Below are 16,065 nucleotides of genomic sequence, written 5' to 3'. Positions count from 1 at the left end.
CACCGCGATCACTTGCGCATAGCGATCACTTGCTTACCGCGACCGCTTCCGCAGATCAGTCACTCGCAGATCAGTCACTCGTCCTGCGCGATATCCCACGTCTGCGCCCGCAGATCGCACGTCACCTGCGTACCGTCCGCGAACGTCGACCGCTGCACCATCGGATCGCCACCGACGAACTCGTGACGCACGAGCTCCAGCATGCCGACCTTCTCGTGCAGTTCGGCGACCACGCGGCAGCGGCCGATGTCGTCCAACGCCTGCGCGCGCATCGCGTCATCCATGTCGCCGTCCATGCCCACGTAGGCCGCGTCGCGAATCAGATACGGCGCGCCGCCGTTGAGCAGCGCGTACAGCATGTAGTCGTCGCCGCGATCGCCGGTCGTCTCGTCGCCCACGACCCGGTCCATCATCCACGGTTCGATCACGCAGTCGTGATACACGAGGTTGTACAGCGGCACCGGCACGCCCTGCCGCGGCGCGCGCGGCGAGCGCATCTGGAAGTCGTACGGCGCGTAATGGCAGAACACGAGACTCGGCACCGCCCAGTCCGACACCTCTTCCGAGCTCGACAGGATGCCGTGCGACAGCAGGTATTCGAAGCATTCGGCGCGTCGCGCATAGCATTCGCGCCGGCTCATGCGATGCTCGGGATTCGCGCATTCGTCGCCCTCGTTGCAGGTGAACACGTCGAGGTACGCGCAATCCAACCGCACTCCATGTGCCGCGATTTCGCCGAAATTACGCCGCACATAGTCGGGCGCGAGCTCGGCGCACAGATACGTCTGATGCCCGCCCGCCCACATCGAATGCTCGGGATTCGTGCCGTCGGTCAGGCGCACGGCGTTGTCGCGATCGAACGTGGGCGCGGAGAAGTAGTAGTCGCGATACTGGTCGTGGGTGCCGAACAGGTCGCCGTGCGCGTGGCAGTCGTCGACGAGCGCCTTCATGCCGGCCCAGCCGCCCGCCTCCTCGCACGCGGGCAGATAGTCGGGATGGCTGTTGTCGTAGCCCGGCTGCGCCCATCCGTCGAGATGCATGTACAGTTTGCCCGCGCCGAGTTCGTGCAGCGTGTCGATCTGGCGTTGGCGCGCGGCGAACGTGGTCAGCGCGTTGTTCTTTTCCGGGTGATCATGATCGTAGAATCGCGATTCCGGCTGGACGACGGTTTTGATGCCGACGTGCACCCACGAACAGCCGATCAGGTCGCGCACGGAGGGATTGCGCGCGGCCTTCTCGGCCAGCGTGCGCAGTCGGCCGCGCTCGTTGACGTACGCGCGGTATTCCTTGGCGACCGACGTATGGTCGGCGTGGCTGAGGAATCGGTAGCGCACCACGCGGCGGTAGTCCATGCGGCCGAGGCTCGGCTCGAACCACATGCCGATGCTGGTGCCGTTGGCCGCGTTGGCGGCTGTGCTGGCAGCGCTGGCCGCGTTGGCAACGACGGCAGCGCTGGCTGCGTCGGTTGCATCGCCGTCGGCTGCGGTGGCATTCGTCGCATTTGCCGCGATTCCGTTGGCGGGGTGCTCGATCGCATATCCGGCATTCCACGGCGTTTCGCAGATCGCGATATAGCCGTGGCTGCCGGCGTCGCTGCCGCCGCGGATCTGCGCATACCACGGCATGTAGCCGCCGGCGGTCTCGAATCGGCCGTCGAACACGATGTCGCCGTGCACGGAGCTGACCGCGGTGGGCCAGGAGTTCGGGACGAGCACGCCCTGCTCATGGGTGATGAGCGTGACATCGCGATCGGACAGTGCGTCGAAGGCCATCTCGCCCGGCCAATGCAGCCTGGTCACGTCCAGACCGTCCTCGCACAGCGGGATCCACTCGAAGTGCACGTCGCCGCCGGTCTGCTCGACCCACACGTAGGTTTCAAATGCGAAATCCGGGGCACCGGCCGCGGTGGTGGAGGCGGCGTCGGCAGCGGTGGCTGCGGCAGCGGGGTTGGTGGCAGCGTCGGCTGTCGCTGACGTGGTGTCAGTTGACGTAGTGTTGGCTGACGTGGCAGCGGCGGACGTAGCGTTGTCGGATGCTGCTGCGCTGTCAAATGCCGCTGCGCTGCCGCCGAATCCACGGTAGACGCTGCGCACGCCGACGCCCGTGCCGGTGTGGCGCTCCTCGTGGGTGATCTCGGCCGCGTCGGTGAACGCGAACGTGCCCTGTTTGGTCTCCAGCGACGGCCTGAATCCCTCTCGCCATGTCCATTGCGCGCCGTCGCGCTGGAACGTGAATCGCAGCGTCTCCTCATCAAACAGCACTGTGGTGCCGGCGCAGGTGAACTGCATGCTTGCCCTCCTCGAAATCATGCGATACCAATCCGATATCGCATACTGCATGATCAACTATAAAAAACAACGTTGCGCGCGGCTGGCAGCGACGCGCGATCGCGATCGCCGCCGCCAGCCGACGCGAATCGCTGCCGCAGCGAAACCGCCGCAGCGAACCGCAGCCGGTCAGTTGAAGCCGACGACCCGCTCGGCGATCGCATACCCGTGGCGCACGATCCACCGCCCGGGCGAACCAGGCAGATTGATCGCGCGAGCCATCGCCTTGCGCCGCACATCGTGGTAGATCGTCGGTGAATACTCATTGATCGCCGCCCACAGCCGCTGCTTCTTCTCGCAATTCGCCGGATCGCGCGACAGAATCAGGAACACCGACGCGATGCAGCTTTCGATCGTAAGAAAATGAATCATATAGCGGTACAGCCCATCCGGCACCGTGCCGCGCTCCGGCGTCGCCTCAAGCATCCGCCGATTGACGAGCAGCAGCTGATCGACGCGGCGAATCATCACGTCGGTCTGCACCGACTGCCCTTCGCGGCCGATGAAATAGTGGTAGAACGGCATGTCCAGATACAGCATCGTGCGCACGTTGACGAACGGCTGGTAGGCGTAGATGAAATCCACGTAGAACGTGTGCTCGGGCAGCTGCATGCCCGATTCGCGCACCACCTGAGTGCGGAACGTGAGCGCGTGCATCAGAATGTATTCGGCGAGGCCGAAATGCCCCAGATCATCCCACGTCAGCACTTCGCCGGTGCGCATCGCATGGCGGAAATTGACCGTGTGCAGGCGGCGCTTGCCGACCTTGTCGTAGACGTAGTTGGAGACGATCATGTCGACCGGTTTCGCTGATTCGCGCTGGGCGCGCAGCGTGGTCATCATTATGTCGATGGACTGCGAGTCGATCCAGTCGTCCGCGTCGACGACCTTGACGTAGGTGCCGCGCGCGTTTGCGATGCCGGTGTTGACCGCGCCGCCGTGACCCTTGTTCGGCTGGTGGATCGCGCGCACGTTGCGCGGCCAGCGGGCGGCGTAGGCGTCGGCAAGCCGGGGGGTGGCGTCATGCGAACCGTCATCGACGATGAGCACCTCGATGTCGCGCGTGTCGCTGGCCTGCATCAGCGATGTGACGCAGCGCTCCAGGTATTCCTCCATGTTGTAGGCGGGGACGATGAACGTGAGCGTCACGTCGGCTGCCTCGGGCTGCTGCGGTGTGGGCTGCGGTTGCGGTTGTTGTGGCGCTGCCATGTGCTGCGTGTAAGGTGACGTGGACGGTGACGTTGTGGCAGTCGTTGTGTTGGTCATGATCTCCTCGCCGGATGGTTGCCCTTGCTTGCATTCAAGCGCAGAGCCGGTTCCCGCCTCCTAGCCTAGCACCGCGCTGGCGGCTAGTGGCCTGTGTCAGAAGTTCTCGGCTTCCCTGTTATAATCAACGAATTTCTGACGCGGCACGCTAGGCATCGGTTGCGATGCGGCTGTTGTCGTTGGCATCATCGATGGCGGTCGCCGCTGGGGTTGCCGTCATGTCGGGTGGTGTTTCGGTTGATGATTCGGCTGGCTCTTCGATACGCTCCTCGGCGGTCGTCTCGGTGCGTTCCGTGGCGATCGCACCTTGCGGGTAGGGTGCCCGATCCGATTTGGAACGTCGCCCCTCGAAACACAACGTCGGCTTGGAATCCAAGCGCGACAGGCCGTGCCATGCCAGATCGACGATGTATGCGGCGAGCTGCTCCTTGCTGACCTTCGGCCGGTCCGCCCAGTACTGCCCGGTGAACACGGTCATGCCGACGAGCATCTGCGCATAGTACGGCACGCCCTTCGCCGACAATCGCTGTCGTTTGAACGCGGCCGTGAGCAGATCCTCGACGCGCAGCGAGATGTCGCCGAGCAGCGAGCTGAACGATCCGGCCGGATCGGTGCTCGGCGAATCGCGCACCAGCACTTGGAACCCGTCCTTGTTCTCCTCGATGTAGGTGAGCAGCGCAAGCGCCGCCCGTTCGACGATCTGCCGCGGATGCATGTCCGGGTCGGACAGCGTGGCCGTCAGCACGTTCGTCAGCGTCTGCATCTCGCGATCGACGATCACGGCGTAGAGCCCCTCCTTGCCGCCGAAATGCTCGTAGACGATCGGCTTGCTCACCTTCGCGTTCGAGGCGATCTCCTCCACGCTCACCGCCTCGAATCCCTTGGACGCGAACAGGGCGCGGCCGATGCGGATGAGCTGTTCGCGGCGTTGGAGCGAAGTCATGCGTGAAGAATTTCCCATGCGCTCCAGTGTAGTGGCGGCGCTGCCGACTCGGCGGCGACGGTCGGATTCCGGTATGTTACGGGCGGGTAAACAGTCATGACGATTAGTGAACACTGCGGAACCGCTCGCCGCCGAAGCATCTACCATGTTCCGAGGTGCGCTGCACAGGGTTTCTGCGATTCGCGTGATCACAATCAGTTCGATCACGACGTGATCGCAGTCGCCCGATGCGGCGGTGCTGATGCCGCGGACGGCGGGACTGAAACATCCGGTCCTACCGCGAACGGCAGTGAGTGAGAGGAATGACAGAATGCGTAATCGAATAGCTGCGCGCCTGACCGCATTGACGGCTCTCGTCGCCTCCATGGCGATGGTGTCGGCATGCGGCGGAGCGTCGACGAACGGATCACAGCAGACCATCACCGAGGAGCCGAGCGAAGGCATCCCGTCGACGTATCAGGGCGCTTTGCCGACGCCGGATCCCACCAAGCGCTACGACAACCCCCAGCCGCGCGACAACATCAAGGACGGTGGCACCCTGCGCGTGCCCACCAGCACGATCGGCGAAAACTGGAACTTCATGAACGCCGACGGCAACAACGCCAGCATCGGCCGCTTCTGGTACTACTACCAGCCGCATCTTTGGGATTACGCGGTTGACGGCACGCCGACGCCGAATCCCGACTATCTGGTGGACGCGAAGGTCATCAGCAAGGACCCGCAGGTCGTGCAGTACGATATCAACCCGAAGGCGAAGTGGAACGACGGCACGCCGATCGATTGGACCGCATTCGAGGCCACCGCAAAGGCGATGAGCGGCAAGGGCGGCTACGTGGCCGCCACCACCGCCGGCTACGATCAGATCAGCAAGGTCGAAAAGGGCGACAACGACCAGCAGGTGAAGGTCACGTTCTCGAAGCCGTTCTACCCGTACCAGACCCTGTTCCCCAACCTCGTCAACCCGAAGGCCGCCGATGAGAAGACCTTCAACCAGGGATGGGTCAACGAGCCGCACAACGAGTGGTCGGCCGGTCCGTACGTCGTCGATTCGCATGACGAGAACAAGGTCGTCTTCAAGGCCAACCCCAAGTGGTGGGGCAACAAGCCGAAGCTCGACACCGTGGAATTCATCTCGATGACCGACAACGCCACGATCAACGCGTTCCGCAACGGCGAAGTCGATCTGATCGGCGCCAACGCCAGCATGGGCGGCGGCGTCGCCTCGCAGGACAAGCTCAAGGCGGTGCGCGGCATGAAGGACGTGCAGCTGCGCATCGGATACACCCTGACCACCGACTTCCTGATCTACAACACAAAGTCGTCGACGCTGTCCGACAAGGCGGTGCGCAAGGCGCTCACCCAGGCCTTCGACGGCAATGTGTGGACGCAGATCCGCTATCAGGGCATCGACTGGAAGCCGGTCGAGCCGGGCTCGCTGATCCTCTACCCGTTCCAGAAGGGGTATGCGGACAACCGTCCGAAGGAGTCGGCGTTCAGCGTCGATGCGGCCAAGAAGACGCTGGAGGACGCCGGCTACACGATGGGCTCCGACGGCTACTATCAGAAGGACGGCAAGACGCTGACCGTCGGCTACACGATGTTCGGCAGCGATGCGATCAAGACCAATTCCGCCAAGGCCTACCAGAGCATGATGAAGAAGGCCGGCATCAAGATCGACATCAAGGCGGAGGCGTCCTCCAAGTCGTCCGAGATCGTGCAGAACGGCGCCTACGACGTGCTGCCGATGGCGTGGGGTGCGTCCGATCCGTTCGGATACGCCACGTCGCTGTATCAGATCTATGGCTCCGATTCGCCGTCCAACTACAGCTACATCGGTGACGCCGCCACCGACAAGCTGCTCAATGAGCCGGGAAACATCGAGAACATGACCGACGCCATCAAGGTGGCGAACAAGGCCGAGGCTTCGGCAATGGCCCTGTATGGTCAGTATCCGACCGTGGTCGAGCCCGACTACACCGCAGTGCGCAAGGGCCTGGCGAACTTCGGTCCGTGCGGATTCGCGAGCATCGAGCAGCACGTCGAGGACATCGGCTGGCAGAAGTGAGCTGCTGCCCGGTCACGTGGCGCGGGTGTGGTCACAGGGCGCGCCCCGCGCCACGTGACCGGGTGTTAAAAACGTTGTAAAACCAAGGTTTTTGCGGTGTGGTCACAGGGTGCGCCCCGCTCCCTGTGACCACCCCCGCTCCCTGTGACCGAACCCGCGCCACGTGACCGCATGGTGCGGGCGGCGCTGTCCGTTGCGGTTTTTAGGCTTGATCACATGGATACGAATGTGATTATCGGCATTGTGGCCGTCGCCGTCGTGGTGATCGCCGCACTGGTTGTTTGGGGTATAGCGCGCGGTCGCGCGAAGGGGAGCGATGCCGCGTCAGACGCAGCATCAGTCGCGTCGCCGTCGGTTTCATCATCGGTGTCGTCGGCGGCATCCGGTGCCGGTTCGAGCAGTGCCGAATCGACCGGAGCGACGGCGGAAGAACCGGTCGCACAAGCATCCGGCACATCAGCAAAATCAGCGCAATCTGCGCAATCACCGGCATCGTCTGCGCAGAAGGCGGCCAACTCGGCACCCGAGCAGTCGCCGGCATCTGAGCAGACTCCGGCTCCTGCGCAGTCATCGCAACCCCAGCAGCCTGCGCAAACCCAGCAGCCTGCGCCGCAGCCCGCCAAGCCGGAGCGCCCCGAATCGAGCGGATCGCGCATCCAGCGACTTCGCGCCAAACTCGCCAACAGCTCCAACCCGTTCGGTCGGGCGCTATTCAACATTTTGAGCAAAGACAACCTCTCCGAGTCCGATTGGGAGGACGTCGAAGACACGCTGCTGCTCGCCGACGTCGGCGCCGAGGCCAGCGAGCAGCTGGTCAGCGAACTGCGCAAGGACGCCCGCATCACCGGCAAGGCCGACGCAGCCGAAGTGCGCGCCGGACTCAGGGAACGTCTGCTCGACATGGTCGGCCGCGACACGGATCGCCGCCTCAACGCCGACAAACCCGGCGCGAGCCGACCGGGCGTGATCATCATGGTCGGCGTCAACGGCACCGGAAAGACCACCACGGCCGGCAAGCTCGCCCGACTGTTCGTCGCCGACGGCAAGAAGGTCGTCATGGGCGCCGCCGACACGTTCCGCGCCGCAGCAGCGGACCAGCTCGAAACGTGGGGCGCGCGCGTCAACGTGCCCGTCGTCCGCTCCGACAAGGACGGCGCCGACCCCGCGTCCGTCGCGTTCGAGGCCGCCGCCCGCGCCAAGGAGGCCGACGCCGACGTGCTCATCATCGATACCGCCGGCCGCCTCCAGAACAAGGCGAATCTGATGGACGAGCTCGGCAAGATCCGCCGCGTCACCGAAAAGCAACTGCCGGTGGACGAAGTGCTGCTGGTGCTCGACGCGACCACCGGGCAGAACGGCATGACCCAGGCCAAGGTGTTCGCCGAGGCGATCGGCATCACCGGCGTGGTGCTCTCCAAGCTCGACGGCTCCGCGAAGGGCGGCATCGTGATCAGCGTGCAGAAGGAGCTCGGCGTGCCGGTCAAGCTCGTCGGCCTCGGCGAAGGGCCGGACGACCTCGCCCCCTTCGATCCGGAGGGATTCGTCGACGGCATCCTCGCCTAGCGAACCGTCGCAGCCGCCCCTCACCAGCGAACCGTCGCAACCGTTTCCCGGCCATTCGGCGCCTGCGTTCAGCCGGTTCCTTTAACATGGTCGTAACGTACCGTAACGTGCAGTACACCCGAGAGGCGTTCACTGTCACATACTGACTGAGACTGTTGCCACCGTCTTCGTTTCGCAAGACGGCGTTCAACACAGAGTTCTACAGTTCTACACAGAGAGGGAGGTAGAGATGGATTCCGGAAACGCCGCGTGGCTACTTGTATCCGCGTCCCTGGTATTCCTCATGACGCCCGGTGTGGCGTTCTTCTACGGCGGCATGGTCCGCGCCAAGGCCGTGCTCAACATGCTCATGCTGTCTGCCGCGGCGCTGTCCGTGACCGCGGTCGTCTGGGTGCTGTGGGGTTGGTCGATCGCCTACGCCGGTTCAGATATCGGCGGCATCTTCGGCGATCCCGCATCCGGGTTCCTGCTCAAGGATCAGATCGTCGAACAGAACGGCGTCTTCACCGCTGCCGGCGGCTTCGGCAACCACAGCTACCCGGGCAGCATCGACGTGGCGTTCCAGGTCACGTTCGCGATGATCACCGTCGCACTGATCACCGGAGCGCTCGCCGAACGCATCAAGTACAGCACATGGATGATCTTCGTGGCGCTGTGGATCACGTTCTGCTACGCGCCGATGGCGCACATGGTGTGGAACGGCGGCCTGCTGTCGCCCACCGGCGCGCTGTCGCAGGCGATCGGCGCGCATGCCCACGATTTCGCCGGCGGCACGGTCGTGCACATCAACGCAGCCGTCGCGGCGCTCATCATCGTGCTGATCATCGGTCGCCGCAAGGGCTTCGGTGTGCAGCCGATTCGCCCGCACAACGTGCCGTTCGTGATGCTCGGCGCCTTCCTGCTGTGGTTCGGCTGGTTCGGCTTCAACGCGGGTTCGGCGCTCAAGTCGGATGGCGTCGCCGGATACGCGTGGGTCAGCACCACGATCGCCGCCGCTTCGGCCATGCTTGCGTGGGGCTTCACCGAGAAGGTGCGCACCGGCCATTACACCGCGATGGGTGCCGCCTCCGGCATCGTCGCCGGCCTGGTCGCGATCACGCCGGCCGCCGACGTGGTCTCGCCGCTGTGGGCCATCGTGATCGGCGCGATCGCCGGCGTGCTCACCTGCTTCGCATGCGGACTCAAGTTCCGCCTCGGCTATGATGATTCGCTCGACGTGGTCGGCGTGCACGGCGTCGGCGGTCTGACCGGCACCCTGCTGATCGGACTGTTCGGCCAAGGCAAAGGTCTGCTTGCGGGCGGCGACTGGAAGCAGCTGGTCGTTCAGCTGCTGGTCGCGCTTGTCGCGATCGTCTATTCCGCCGTGATCACTGGCATCATCGCCTTCGCTCTGGAGAAGACTGTCGGCTGGCGCGTCACCGAGGCGCAGGAGGTCAGCGGCGTCGATCTGGCCGATCAGGGCGAGCGCGCATACGATTTCGCTGGCACCGCCAGCTCCGTCCTCAAGGAGGTCAGGTGAGATGAAGCTCATCACCGCAATCATTCAGCCGCATAAGCTCGATGAGGTCAAGGAGGCGCTGGCCGCCGCCGGCGTGCATGGCCTGACCGTCTCCGAAGCGAACGGCTACGGTCGCCAGCGCGGGCACACCGAGGTCTACCGCGGTGCCGAATACACCGTCGATCTGATTCCCAAGATCCGCATCGAAGTGCTGTCCGATGACGCCGATGCCGAAACGCTGGTCAACGTGATCGTCAAATCGGCCGCATCCGGCACGATCGGCGACGGCAAGGTGTGGGTCGCGCCGCTTGACTCCGTGACCCGCGTGCGTACCGGCGAAACCGGTTCCGCCGCGATCTGATCGGAAAGGTCCCCGTACGTGCCGCGATGCCGTGCGGGGACCTTTCATATGCGCGGTCGTGCCATATCCCGTAGTCGTATCCCGTAGCATCCTATATCCAGCATTGTCAGCAAAGGTCGGATCACATGACATCGCCAGTCGACCATCTCAACAAGCGGTTCCTCGCCATCAGCCAGCCGGACGACGACGGCGTCTACCGCAACGGCAGCGCCAAGCGCAAGGCGCGAACCGAACTGGCGATGACGTGCCTGCGTGAACTATGGTCGCAGGCGGCCGCCGAAGTGAGTTTCGACGTGCCCGACGAAGGCATCGGACTCGCCGCGGTCGGCTCGTTGGCGCGCGGGCAGATCGGTCCGTCGTCCGATCTCGATCTGGTCATCATCGTCGATCAGCGGGTGATCGGCGATCAGCGACTCAACGAACTGGCCAACAAACTGTGGTATCCGCTCTGGGACAGCGGCCTCGATCTCGACCATGCCGTGCGCACGCGCGCGCAATGCGAATCGGTCACCGACCACGATCTGCCCGCCGCGATGGGCTGGCTCGACGTGCGGCCGATCGCCGGCGACACCGCCCTGATCGAAACTACCGCCGCGTCCATACTGGAACGATGGCGCAAAGCCGCGCGCAAACGACTGCCGGAACTGCTCGAATCGGCACAGTCCCGACTCAACCGCTTCGGGCGGATGCCGTATCTCAACCAGCCCGACATCAAAGAGGCGCGCGGCGGGTTGCGCGATGCCGTGCTCGTGTCGGCGCTCGCCGCCTCCTGGCTGGCCGACCGGCCGCACGGCGCCTACGACGATGCACTCGACGCGCTGCTCGACGTGCGCGACTGCATTCACTTGGTCGCGCGAAAAGACACCAATCTGCTGTTGCCGCCCTACCAGAGCAAGGTCGCCGCGATGCTCGGCCTTGCCGACCCGACGCTGCCGGAGGGGACGCGCGAAGCCGCCTCGATCGAAACCTTGCAGACCAGACTCGCGCGCATCGGTCGGCAGATCGCCTTTTCGCTCGATTCGACGGCATCGCGCGCCGAACACTCGCTGACGCACGAGCATCCACGATTCTCGTTCTTCCAGATGTTCGCGCCGCGAGCCGGCGGCAAGAGGGAGGCACCGAAATTCGAGACGCTTGCGCCGGGCATCGTCGCGCACGAGCGGGAGATCGTGCTCGCGCCTGGGGTGGACCCTGCGCGCGATCCCGTGCTGCCGTTGCGCGCCGCGACCGCTTCGGCCGAATTCGACATGCCGATCAATCCGGGCACGCTCGTCAATCTCAAGCGTAGCCCGATCCGCGATTCGGCGTGGACCGACGAGGCTCGCGGCCTGTTCGTGCGGCTGCTCGCCAGCGGGCCGCAGCTCATGCGCGTGTGGGAGGAGATCGATTTCGTTGACATTCCGGGCCGGTGGATCCCCGAATGGCTTGGCATCCGCAATCGGCCCAGCGCGTCGGCGGCGCATCGCTACACCATCGATCGGCATAGTGTGGAGGTCGTCTCGCGGCTGGAGCGAGTGTCGGCGGCGACCGGCAATCGCTACGACGATGCGCATTATACGGCGCTGCTGCTGGCCGGTCTGCTGCATGACATCGGCAAGCGCCCGTTCGTCGCCGACCATGCGGCCGAGGGGGCGAGGCATGTGCCGGTGATATTGCGGCGCATGGGATTCGACCGGGATGTGGTGCGCTGGGCGACCATGCTGGTTCGCGAGCATCTGACGCTCTCGCAGTTCGCGACCGGGCGCAATCCCGACGATCCGTCCACCGGCGATGAGCTTGCGCGGCGGTGCGGGCGCGACCGGCTGCTGCTCGACATGCTGTTCGACCTGACTCGGGCGGACGGTTCGTCGCTGGGGGCGACCGCGGGCGAGCAGATCACCAAGCAGTACGGGTGGTCGGCGTGGCGCGAGCAGCTCGTTCGCGGCGTCTACACGGTCGCATGCCACCATATGTGAGGCCGCTATCTCGAAACTGAGAGGCTGATTTGAGGGTCTACGGCAGTCTATCTCAAAACTGAGAGGCTGTTATCTGCCGGTAATTCACCGAGACTGAGCCGATTTTGGCCTAGCGACGTGGTTGTCTTGGGTCGTCGCAGCCTCTCAGTTTTGAGATAGACTGCCGTGGAACGCGAAATCAGCCTCTCAGTTTTGAGATAGGCGTTCGATGTCTGATCTTGTGGCCTGTCTTGCGGCCCGTCTCTTCAATGATTGAGCGGCGTTGGCCTCTCTGATGAGGGTCGGCAACGAAGCCGGCGGGGAAGAATAGCATCCGGATTCCTCAATCATGTGCAAGACCGCCACTGGACTGGGTGCCGCTAGGCTGGATGCCATGCGTCAATCGTCACCGACATCTGAATCCGCCGAATCCGCGTCAGCCGCCGAAAGAGCCGCCGCGCCCGCTGAATCCTCTGTCGAAAGCGTCGCCGTGCCCGCCACCGAGCGCCGCGCCATCCGGCGGATCGTCGCCCTTGCGCTGCCCACGTTCGGACAGCTGGTCGCGGAACCGGCGTTCATCCTCATCGACACGGCGATCGTCGGACACATCGGCGATGGCGGCACCGCGCTCGCCGGGCTGTCGATCGGTTCGACGGTCATCCTCACCGCCGTCGGGCTGTGCGTGTTTCTGGCGTACGGCACCACCTCGCAGGTCGCTCGACTGATCGGTGCCGGGCGGCGGCGCGAAGGCATGGAGGCGGGCATCAGCGGACTGTGGCTTGCGCTCGGCATCGGCATTGTCGTGTCGATTGTGCTGTTTGCGGTTGCGGAGCCGCTGTGCGTGGCGCTGGGCGCGGGTGGTGCCGGTGGTGGTGAAGGCGGCGTTGCCGGTGGTGCCGGGGCTGCAACCGCTGGCTCCGGCACTGCTGGCAACGCCGGCGGATTCGGCGTATTGGGTGCATCCGTCGCCTATCTGCGTGCCGTGGTGTTCGGTTTGCCCGGCATGCTGCTGGTTTATGCGGCGAACGGCGTGTTTCGGGGCATGCAGCGGATGCGTATCACGTTGATCGTTGCGGTGGCGGGCGCGGCGCTCAATACGGTGCTCGACGTGCTGTTCGTGTTCGGCTTGCGCTGGGGTGTGGCCGGTTCCGGCGCGGCGACGTTGATCGCGCAATGGTTCATGGGCGTGGCGTTGGTGATTCCGGCGCTGCGGTGGGCGCGCGCGGCTGGAGCTGACTGGCGGCCGCGATTGCAGGGCATTGCGCATGCGGCCGGCGACGGCGTGCCGCTGTTCGTGCGCACGCTCGCATTGCGCGTGTCGATGGTGGGCACGGTGATGCTGGCGGCGAGCATGGGCACGCGTGTGCTGGCCGCCTATCAGGTGGTCAATGCAAGCTGGAATTTCACGATCAATATGCTTGACGCGATCGCCATCGCCGGGCAGACGCTGGTTGCCGCCGAACTGGGGGCGGGCAGACGGCTTGGCGCGCGTTCGATGACCCGGTTGTGCGGCCGGGCGGGTGCCGTCGGCGGGTGTTGCATCGGTGCCGCATTGGCTGCGTTTGGCTTGCTTGCCGCCGGTTTGTTCAGTCCGGATGATTCGGTTCGCGGATTGGTCGTCGTCGGGATGCTGGTTCTGGCGGTTTTCCTGCCGCTTGGCGGGTGGATGTGGGCGTTGGATGGCATCCTGATCGGTGCCGGGGACTACCGCTATCTTGCTGTCGGCTGCACGGTCACGGCTGCGATCTATGTGCCGGCGTTGCTGGTGATCAACGCGCTTGATGGGTGGTTGATCGTCGATGATACGGCGCGTATGGTCGTGTTGTGGACGGCCATCAATGTGCTGTTTGTGGGCGTTCGCGCGTTGGTCAATGGGCTGCGCGTGCGCACGGATGAGTGGACAGCACCGTTAAGCAGACAGCGGAGCTGTCTGTAGGTGCTGTGCGAGCCGACCGGCGAGCCAGCAAACCGCGCGCGCAGCGCGTCCGAAATTGCGGATCGAGCTGGGCCGCGAAGCGGGACTGAGTGGTAGTCAATTCATAGACGAATTGCTGACGCGAGAAATTAGACGACCGCAAGACGGGGTGCTACTGCTGGGGCGGATGCGTGCATTGCAATGGCACATTGGTTGCCAATTGGCAACCAATGTGAACTAATGAGCGGTGACACGCTGTTGATCTGAGAGTGTGGCTAAGGGGCGGTGCTGCGAGGAGGGTGCCGGGCGGCGAAGAGGCGGTGTGTGCGCGGCGAGGGGGCAGAGATGATGAAGATGGTGGGGGGGCAAAGCTGCGAGATCCTTGGTTGTTTGTGAGTCGGACCAGTGGTGCTGGCTGATGTTGGCTGCCCAAATCGTTGGAATCATTGGCGACACGCCGTAGTTTGCAGTGAGGGCGATCTCGAGTATAGTAATCACTTGGCTCAAGAAATAACCAACGCCCCCGTAGCTCAGTTGGTTAGAGCAGCTGACTCTTAATCAGCGTGTCCAGGGTTCGAGTCCCTGCGGGGGCACTTGCCAAGAGGCCTCGATCGAAATCGGTCGAGGCCTCTTTCGTTGTTGATACCGTCGCGGTGATGTACCGTCGCGGCGTTGCACTGTCGTGACGATACGCGGCGATATGGGTTCCGGGATCATTTCGCATGGTGTAGGGATTGGCCCATGGTGTAGGGAACGGGAATGGCCATTTTCCGCGGTTTGTGGGTTTTGGCTGTTTTTCGATCCCTACATCATGGGTTGTTCATGGTGCGTTGTTCATGGGTTGTTCTCCGCACGGTGGGGGCGCCGCGGTTGCATAACGGTTGCATTGCGATGCCGCATTGCAGGGGTGCCGATGGTGTTGTGGACATGTTGGTGTGTGACATGGTGGCGGTCCATCTCGCAAATGATTGAGCGGTTCGGCTGCAGTTCGGCCTCTTGGCACACGTTTTCTGAGACTTCTGCTGTTTTCGTGGGTTAGATGGTTGGGCACCATGGTGGACACTACATGGTGGACACTAGAGAGGAATGAGAGAGGGGGCGCTGCTTTAGCGCAACCATGCCCCGAGACAGCACACTGCTTTAGCGCAAGTGCTTTAGCGCAAGGTTTTCTCGGGATCGGGCCATGTTTCGAGATTCTCTTGCGCTTGTGGGGCGGACGGCGCAAGACTCTCTCGAACTGAGGGTTTTCCGCGAGATTCTCTTGCACTTGCGGGCTGCTCCGCGCACGATTTTCTTTATTTCGGTCTGTCTCTTCTCTATCATCTCTTCTCTGTCTCTTCTCTGTCTCTTCTCTGTCCCTTTCTCTGTTCCTTTAGATCGGTCTATTTTTCTCATCCCTCTGTAGCCATCGTGTGCATGGCACGTACATAACGGGGTATGATGGGGCCCTCCCGGACGTGTCGGGCCGTTGATTGTGTGCATGGAGCGTACATAAGACGCTGCTGATCGTGTGCATGGAACGTACGTCTACGTGATCGTGTGCATACGACGTACACGAAGCGCGCGTTTTGCGCCTCCACGCATCCGTTGCATGCACACGATGCCTCCGATGGCATACGTTCTGTGCACACGATGCCCACGGATGGTGCACGCGGCATACATTCCATGCACACGATGGGGAAAAGCACGATGTGATTCACGGTGAAAGGCGCGGCGAGGCGTTCTCCAGTGATCGAAATTCGGGAATCGGGGCCGCTTCTCCCGAATTTCGTTCGCTGCCGGCCGCTCAGTGAACAACATTCGGGAGAAGTGGGTCTCATTCCCGAATAATGTTCACTGACGCCATCCCAGCGAACGAAATACGGGAGATCGCCGGAAATCTTGCGCTAAGAGACTGTGCCAAGAGGCCGAGATGTGCCTGGTGACGCAAGAGAATCTCGAAACAACGCCTGATTTCGAGAAATCCTTGCGGCAGCGCTTGGGGGGGGCGTTAGCGCAAGAGAATCTCGAGATCAGTCCCAAGTTCGTAAGATATTTGCGCCAGCAGCCCGGAGCGGCGCAAGGATTGCTCGGGAAGGCAGACGTGCAGCCGCGCGATGCAAAAAACGGGCTTTTTGTGATCGCGTGGCTGTGGGTTTTGTCATGCGGTGGGTTGTGACCGGTTGCATGCGTTTGCGTGGCTGGGGATTAGGG

General features: G+C 63.4%; 10 protein-coding genes and 1 tRNA gene. 8 read left to right on the top strand and 3 right to left on the bottom strand.

The window, feature by feature from the left end; all coding sequences use genetic code 11:
- Positions 1-74 precede the first annotated feature (74 nt).
- The 3 genes from EHS19_RS11630 to EHS19_RS03080 all read right to left on the bottom strand — a co-directional run bounded on the left by EHS19_RS11630 (position 75) and on the right by EHS19_RS03080 (position 4,536).
- Positions 75-2,288, bottom strand: coding sequence for a DUF5696 domain-containing protein (locus tag EHS19_RS11630; protein WP_338325026.1), 2,214 nt, complete (start codon positions 2,286-2,288; stop codon positions 75-77).
- Between the two features lie 168 nt (positions 2,289-2,456).
- Positions 2,457-3,536, bottom strand: a complete 1,080-nt coding sequence (locus EHS19_RS03085; RefSeq protein WP_151916335.1) for a glycosyltransferase family 2 protein — start codon at positions 3,534-3,536, stop codon at positions 2,457-2,459.
- Between the two features lie 205 nt (positions 3,537-3,741).
- Positions 3,742-4,536, bottom strand: a complete 795-nt coding sequence (locus EHS19_RS03080; protein ID WP_151916367.1) for a TetR/AcrR family transcriptional regulator — start codon at positions 4,534-4,536, stop codon at positions 3,742-3,744.
- Positions 4,537-4,846: 310 nt separating this feature from the next.
- On the opposite strand from EHS19_RS03080, the gene EHS19_RS03075 reads away from it, so the two are divergent.
- From EHS19_RS03075 to EHS19_RS03040, 8 genes are all read left to right on the top strand, one after another.
- Positions 4,847-6,601: an ABC transporter family substrate-binding protein gene (locus EHS19_RS03075; protein ID WP_151916334.1), complete on the top strand. Its 1,755-nt coding sequence runs from the start codon at positions 4,847-4,849 to the stop codon at positions 6,599-6,601.
- A gap of 216 nt (positions 6,602-6,817) precedes the next feature.
- On the top strand, positions 6,818-8,164 hold the full coding sequence (gene ftsY / locus EHS19_RS03070; protein WP_151916333.1) for a signal recognition particle-docking protein FtsY: 1,347 nt from the start codon (positions 6,818-6,820) through the stop codon (positions 8,162-8,164).
- A gap of 229 nt (positions 8,165-8,393) precedes the next feature.
- Positions 8,394-9,683 carry an ammonium transporter gene (locus EHS19_RS03065; RefSeq protein WP_151916332.1) on the top strand — a complete coding sequence of 430 codons (1,290 nt, stop codon included), beginning with the start codon at positions 8,394-8,396 and terminating at the stop codon, positions 9,681-9,683.
- 1 nt (position 9,684) lies between these two features.
- The gene (locus EHS19_RS03060; protein WP_151916331.1) at positions 9,685-10,023 is read left to right on the top strand and encodes a P-II family nitrogen regulator; all 339 of its coding nucleotides are present in this window, start codon (positions 9,685-9,687) and stop codon (positions 10,021-10,023) included.
- A 125-nt stretch (positions 10,024-10,148) separates the two neighbouring features.
- A complete protein-coding gene (locus EHS19_RS03055) occupies positions 10,149-11,978 on the top strand; it encodes a [protein-PII] uridylyltransferase family protein (RefSeq protein WP_151916330.1) in 1,830 nt (609 codons plus the stop codon).
- Positions 11,979-12,351: 373 nt separating this feature from the next.
- Entirely contained in the window at positions 12,352-13,893 is a 1,542-nt protein-coding gene (locus EHS19_RS03050; protein ID WP_175578266.1) for an MATE family efflux transporter, read from the top strand.
- Between the two features lie 498 nt (positions 13,894-14,391).
- A tRNA-Lys gene (locus EHS19_RS03045) sits at positions 14,392-14,465 on the top strand.
- Positions 14,466-15,793: 1,328 nt separating this feature from the next.
- Positions 15,794-16,030: a hypothetical protein gene (locus tag EHS19_RS03040; RefSeq protein ID WP_151916328.1), complete on the top strand. Its 237-nt coding sequence runs from the start codon at positions 15,794-15,796 to the stop codon at positions 16,028-16,030.
- The last annotated feature ends 35 nt before the right edge of the window (positions 16,031-16,065 follow it).

The organism is Bifidobacterium jacchi, from assembly GCF_009078285.1.
GTDB lineage: Bacteria > Actinomycetota > Actinomycetes > Actinomycetales > Bifidobacteriaceae > Bifidobacterium > Bifidobacterium jacchi.
The sequence above is the reverse complement of the archived record's forward strand: the minus strand, read 5'-3'. Positions and strand labels throughout refer to the sequence as shown.

Bases quoted from the DNA above. Each gene is read 5' to 3' on its own strand.
- EHS19_RS03060 (WP_151916331.1), top strand. From the start codon at position 9,685: ATGAAGCTCATCACCGCAATCATTCAGCCGCATAAGCTCGATGAGGTC.
- EHS19_RS03075 (WP_151916334.1), top strand. From the start codon at position 4,847: ATGCGTAATCGAATAGCTGCGCGCCTGACCGCATTGACGGCTCTCGTC.
- EHS19_RS11630 (WP_338325026.1), bottom strand. From the start codon at position 2,288: ATGCAGTTCACCTGCGCCGGCACCACAGTGCTGTTTGATGAGGAGACG.
- EHS19_RS03065 (WP_151916332.1), top strand. From the start codon at position 8,394: ATGGATTCCGGAAACGCCGCGTGGCTACTTGTATCCGCGTCCCTGGTA.
- EHS19_RS03050 (WP_175578266.1), top strand. From the start codon at position 12,352: ATGCGTCAATCGTCACCGACATCTGAATCCGCCGAATCCGCGTCAGCC.
- EHS19_RS03080 (WP_151916367.1), bottom strand. From the start codon at position 4,536: ATGACTTCGCTCCAACGCCGCGAACAGCTCATCCGCATCGGCCGCGCC.
- EHS19_RS03055 (WP_151916330.1), top strand. From the start codon at position 10,149: ATGACATCGCCAGTCGACCATCTCAACAAGCGGTTCCTCGCCATCAGC.
- ftsY (WP_151916333.1), top strand. From the start codon at position 6,818: ATGGATACGAATGTGATTATCGGCATTGTGGCCGTCGCCGTCGTGGTG.
- EHS19_RS03085 (WP_151916335.1), bottom strand. From the start codon at position 3,536: ATGGCAGCGCCACAACAACCGCAACCGCAGCCCACACCGCAGCAGCCC.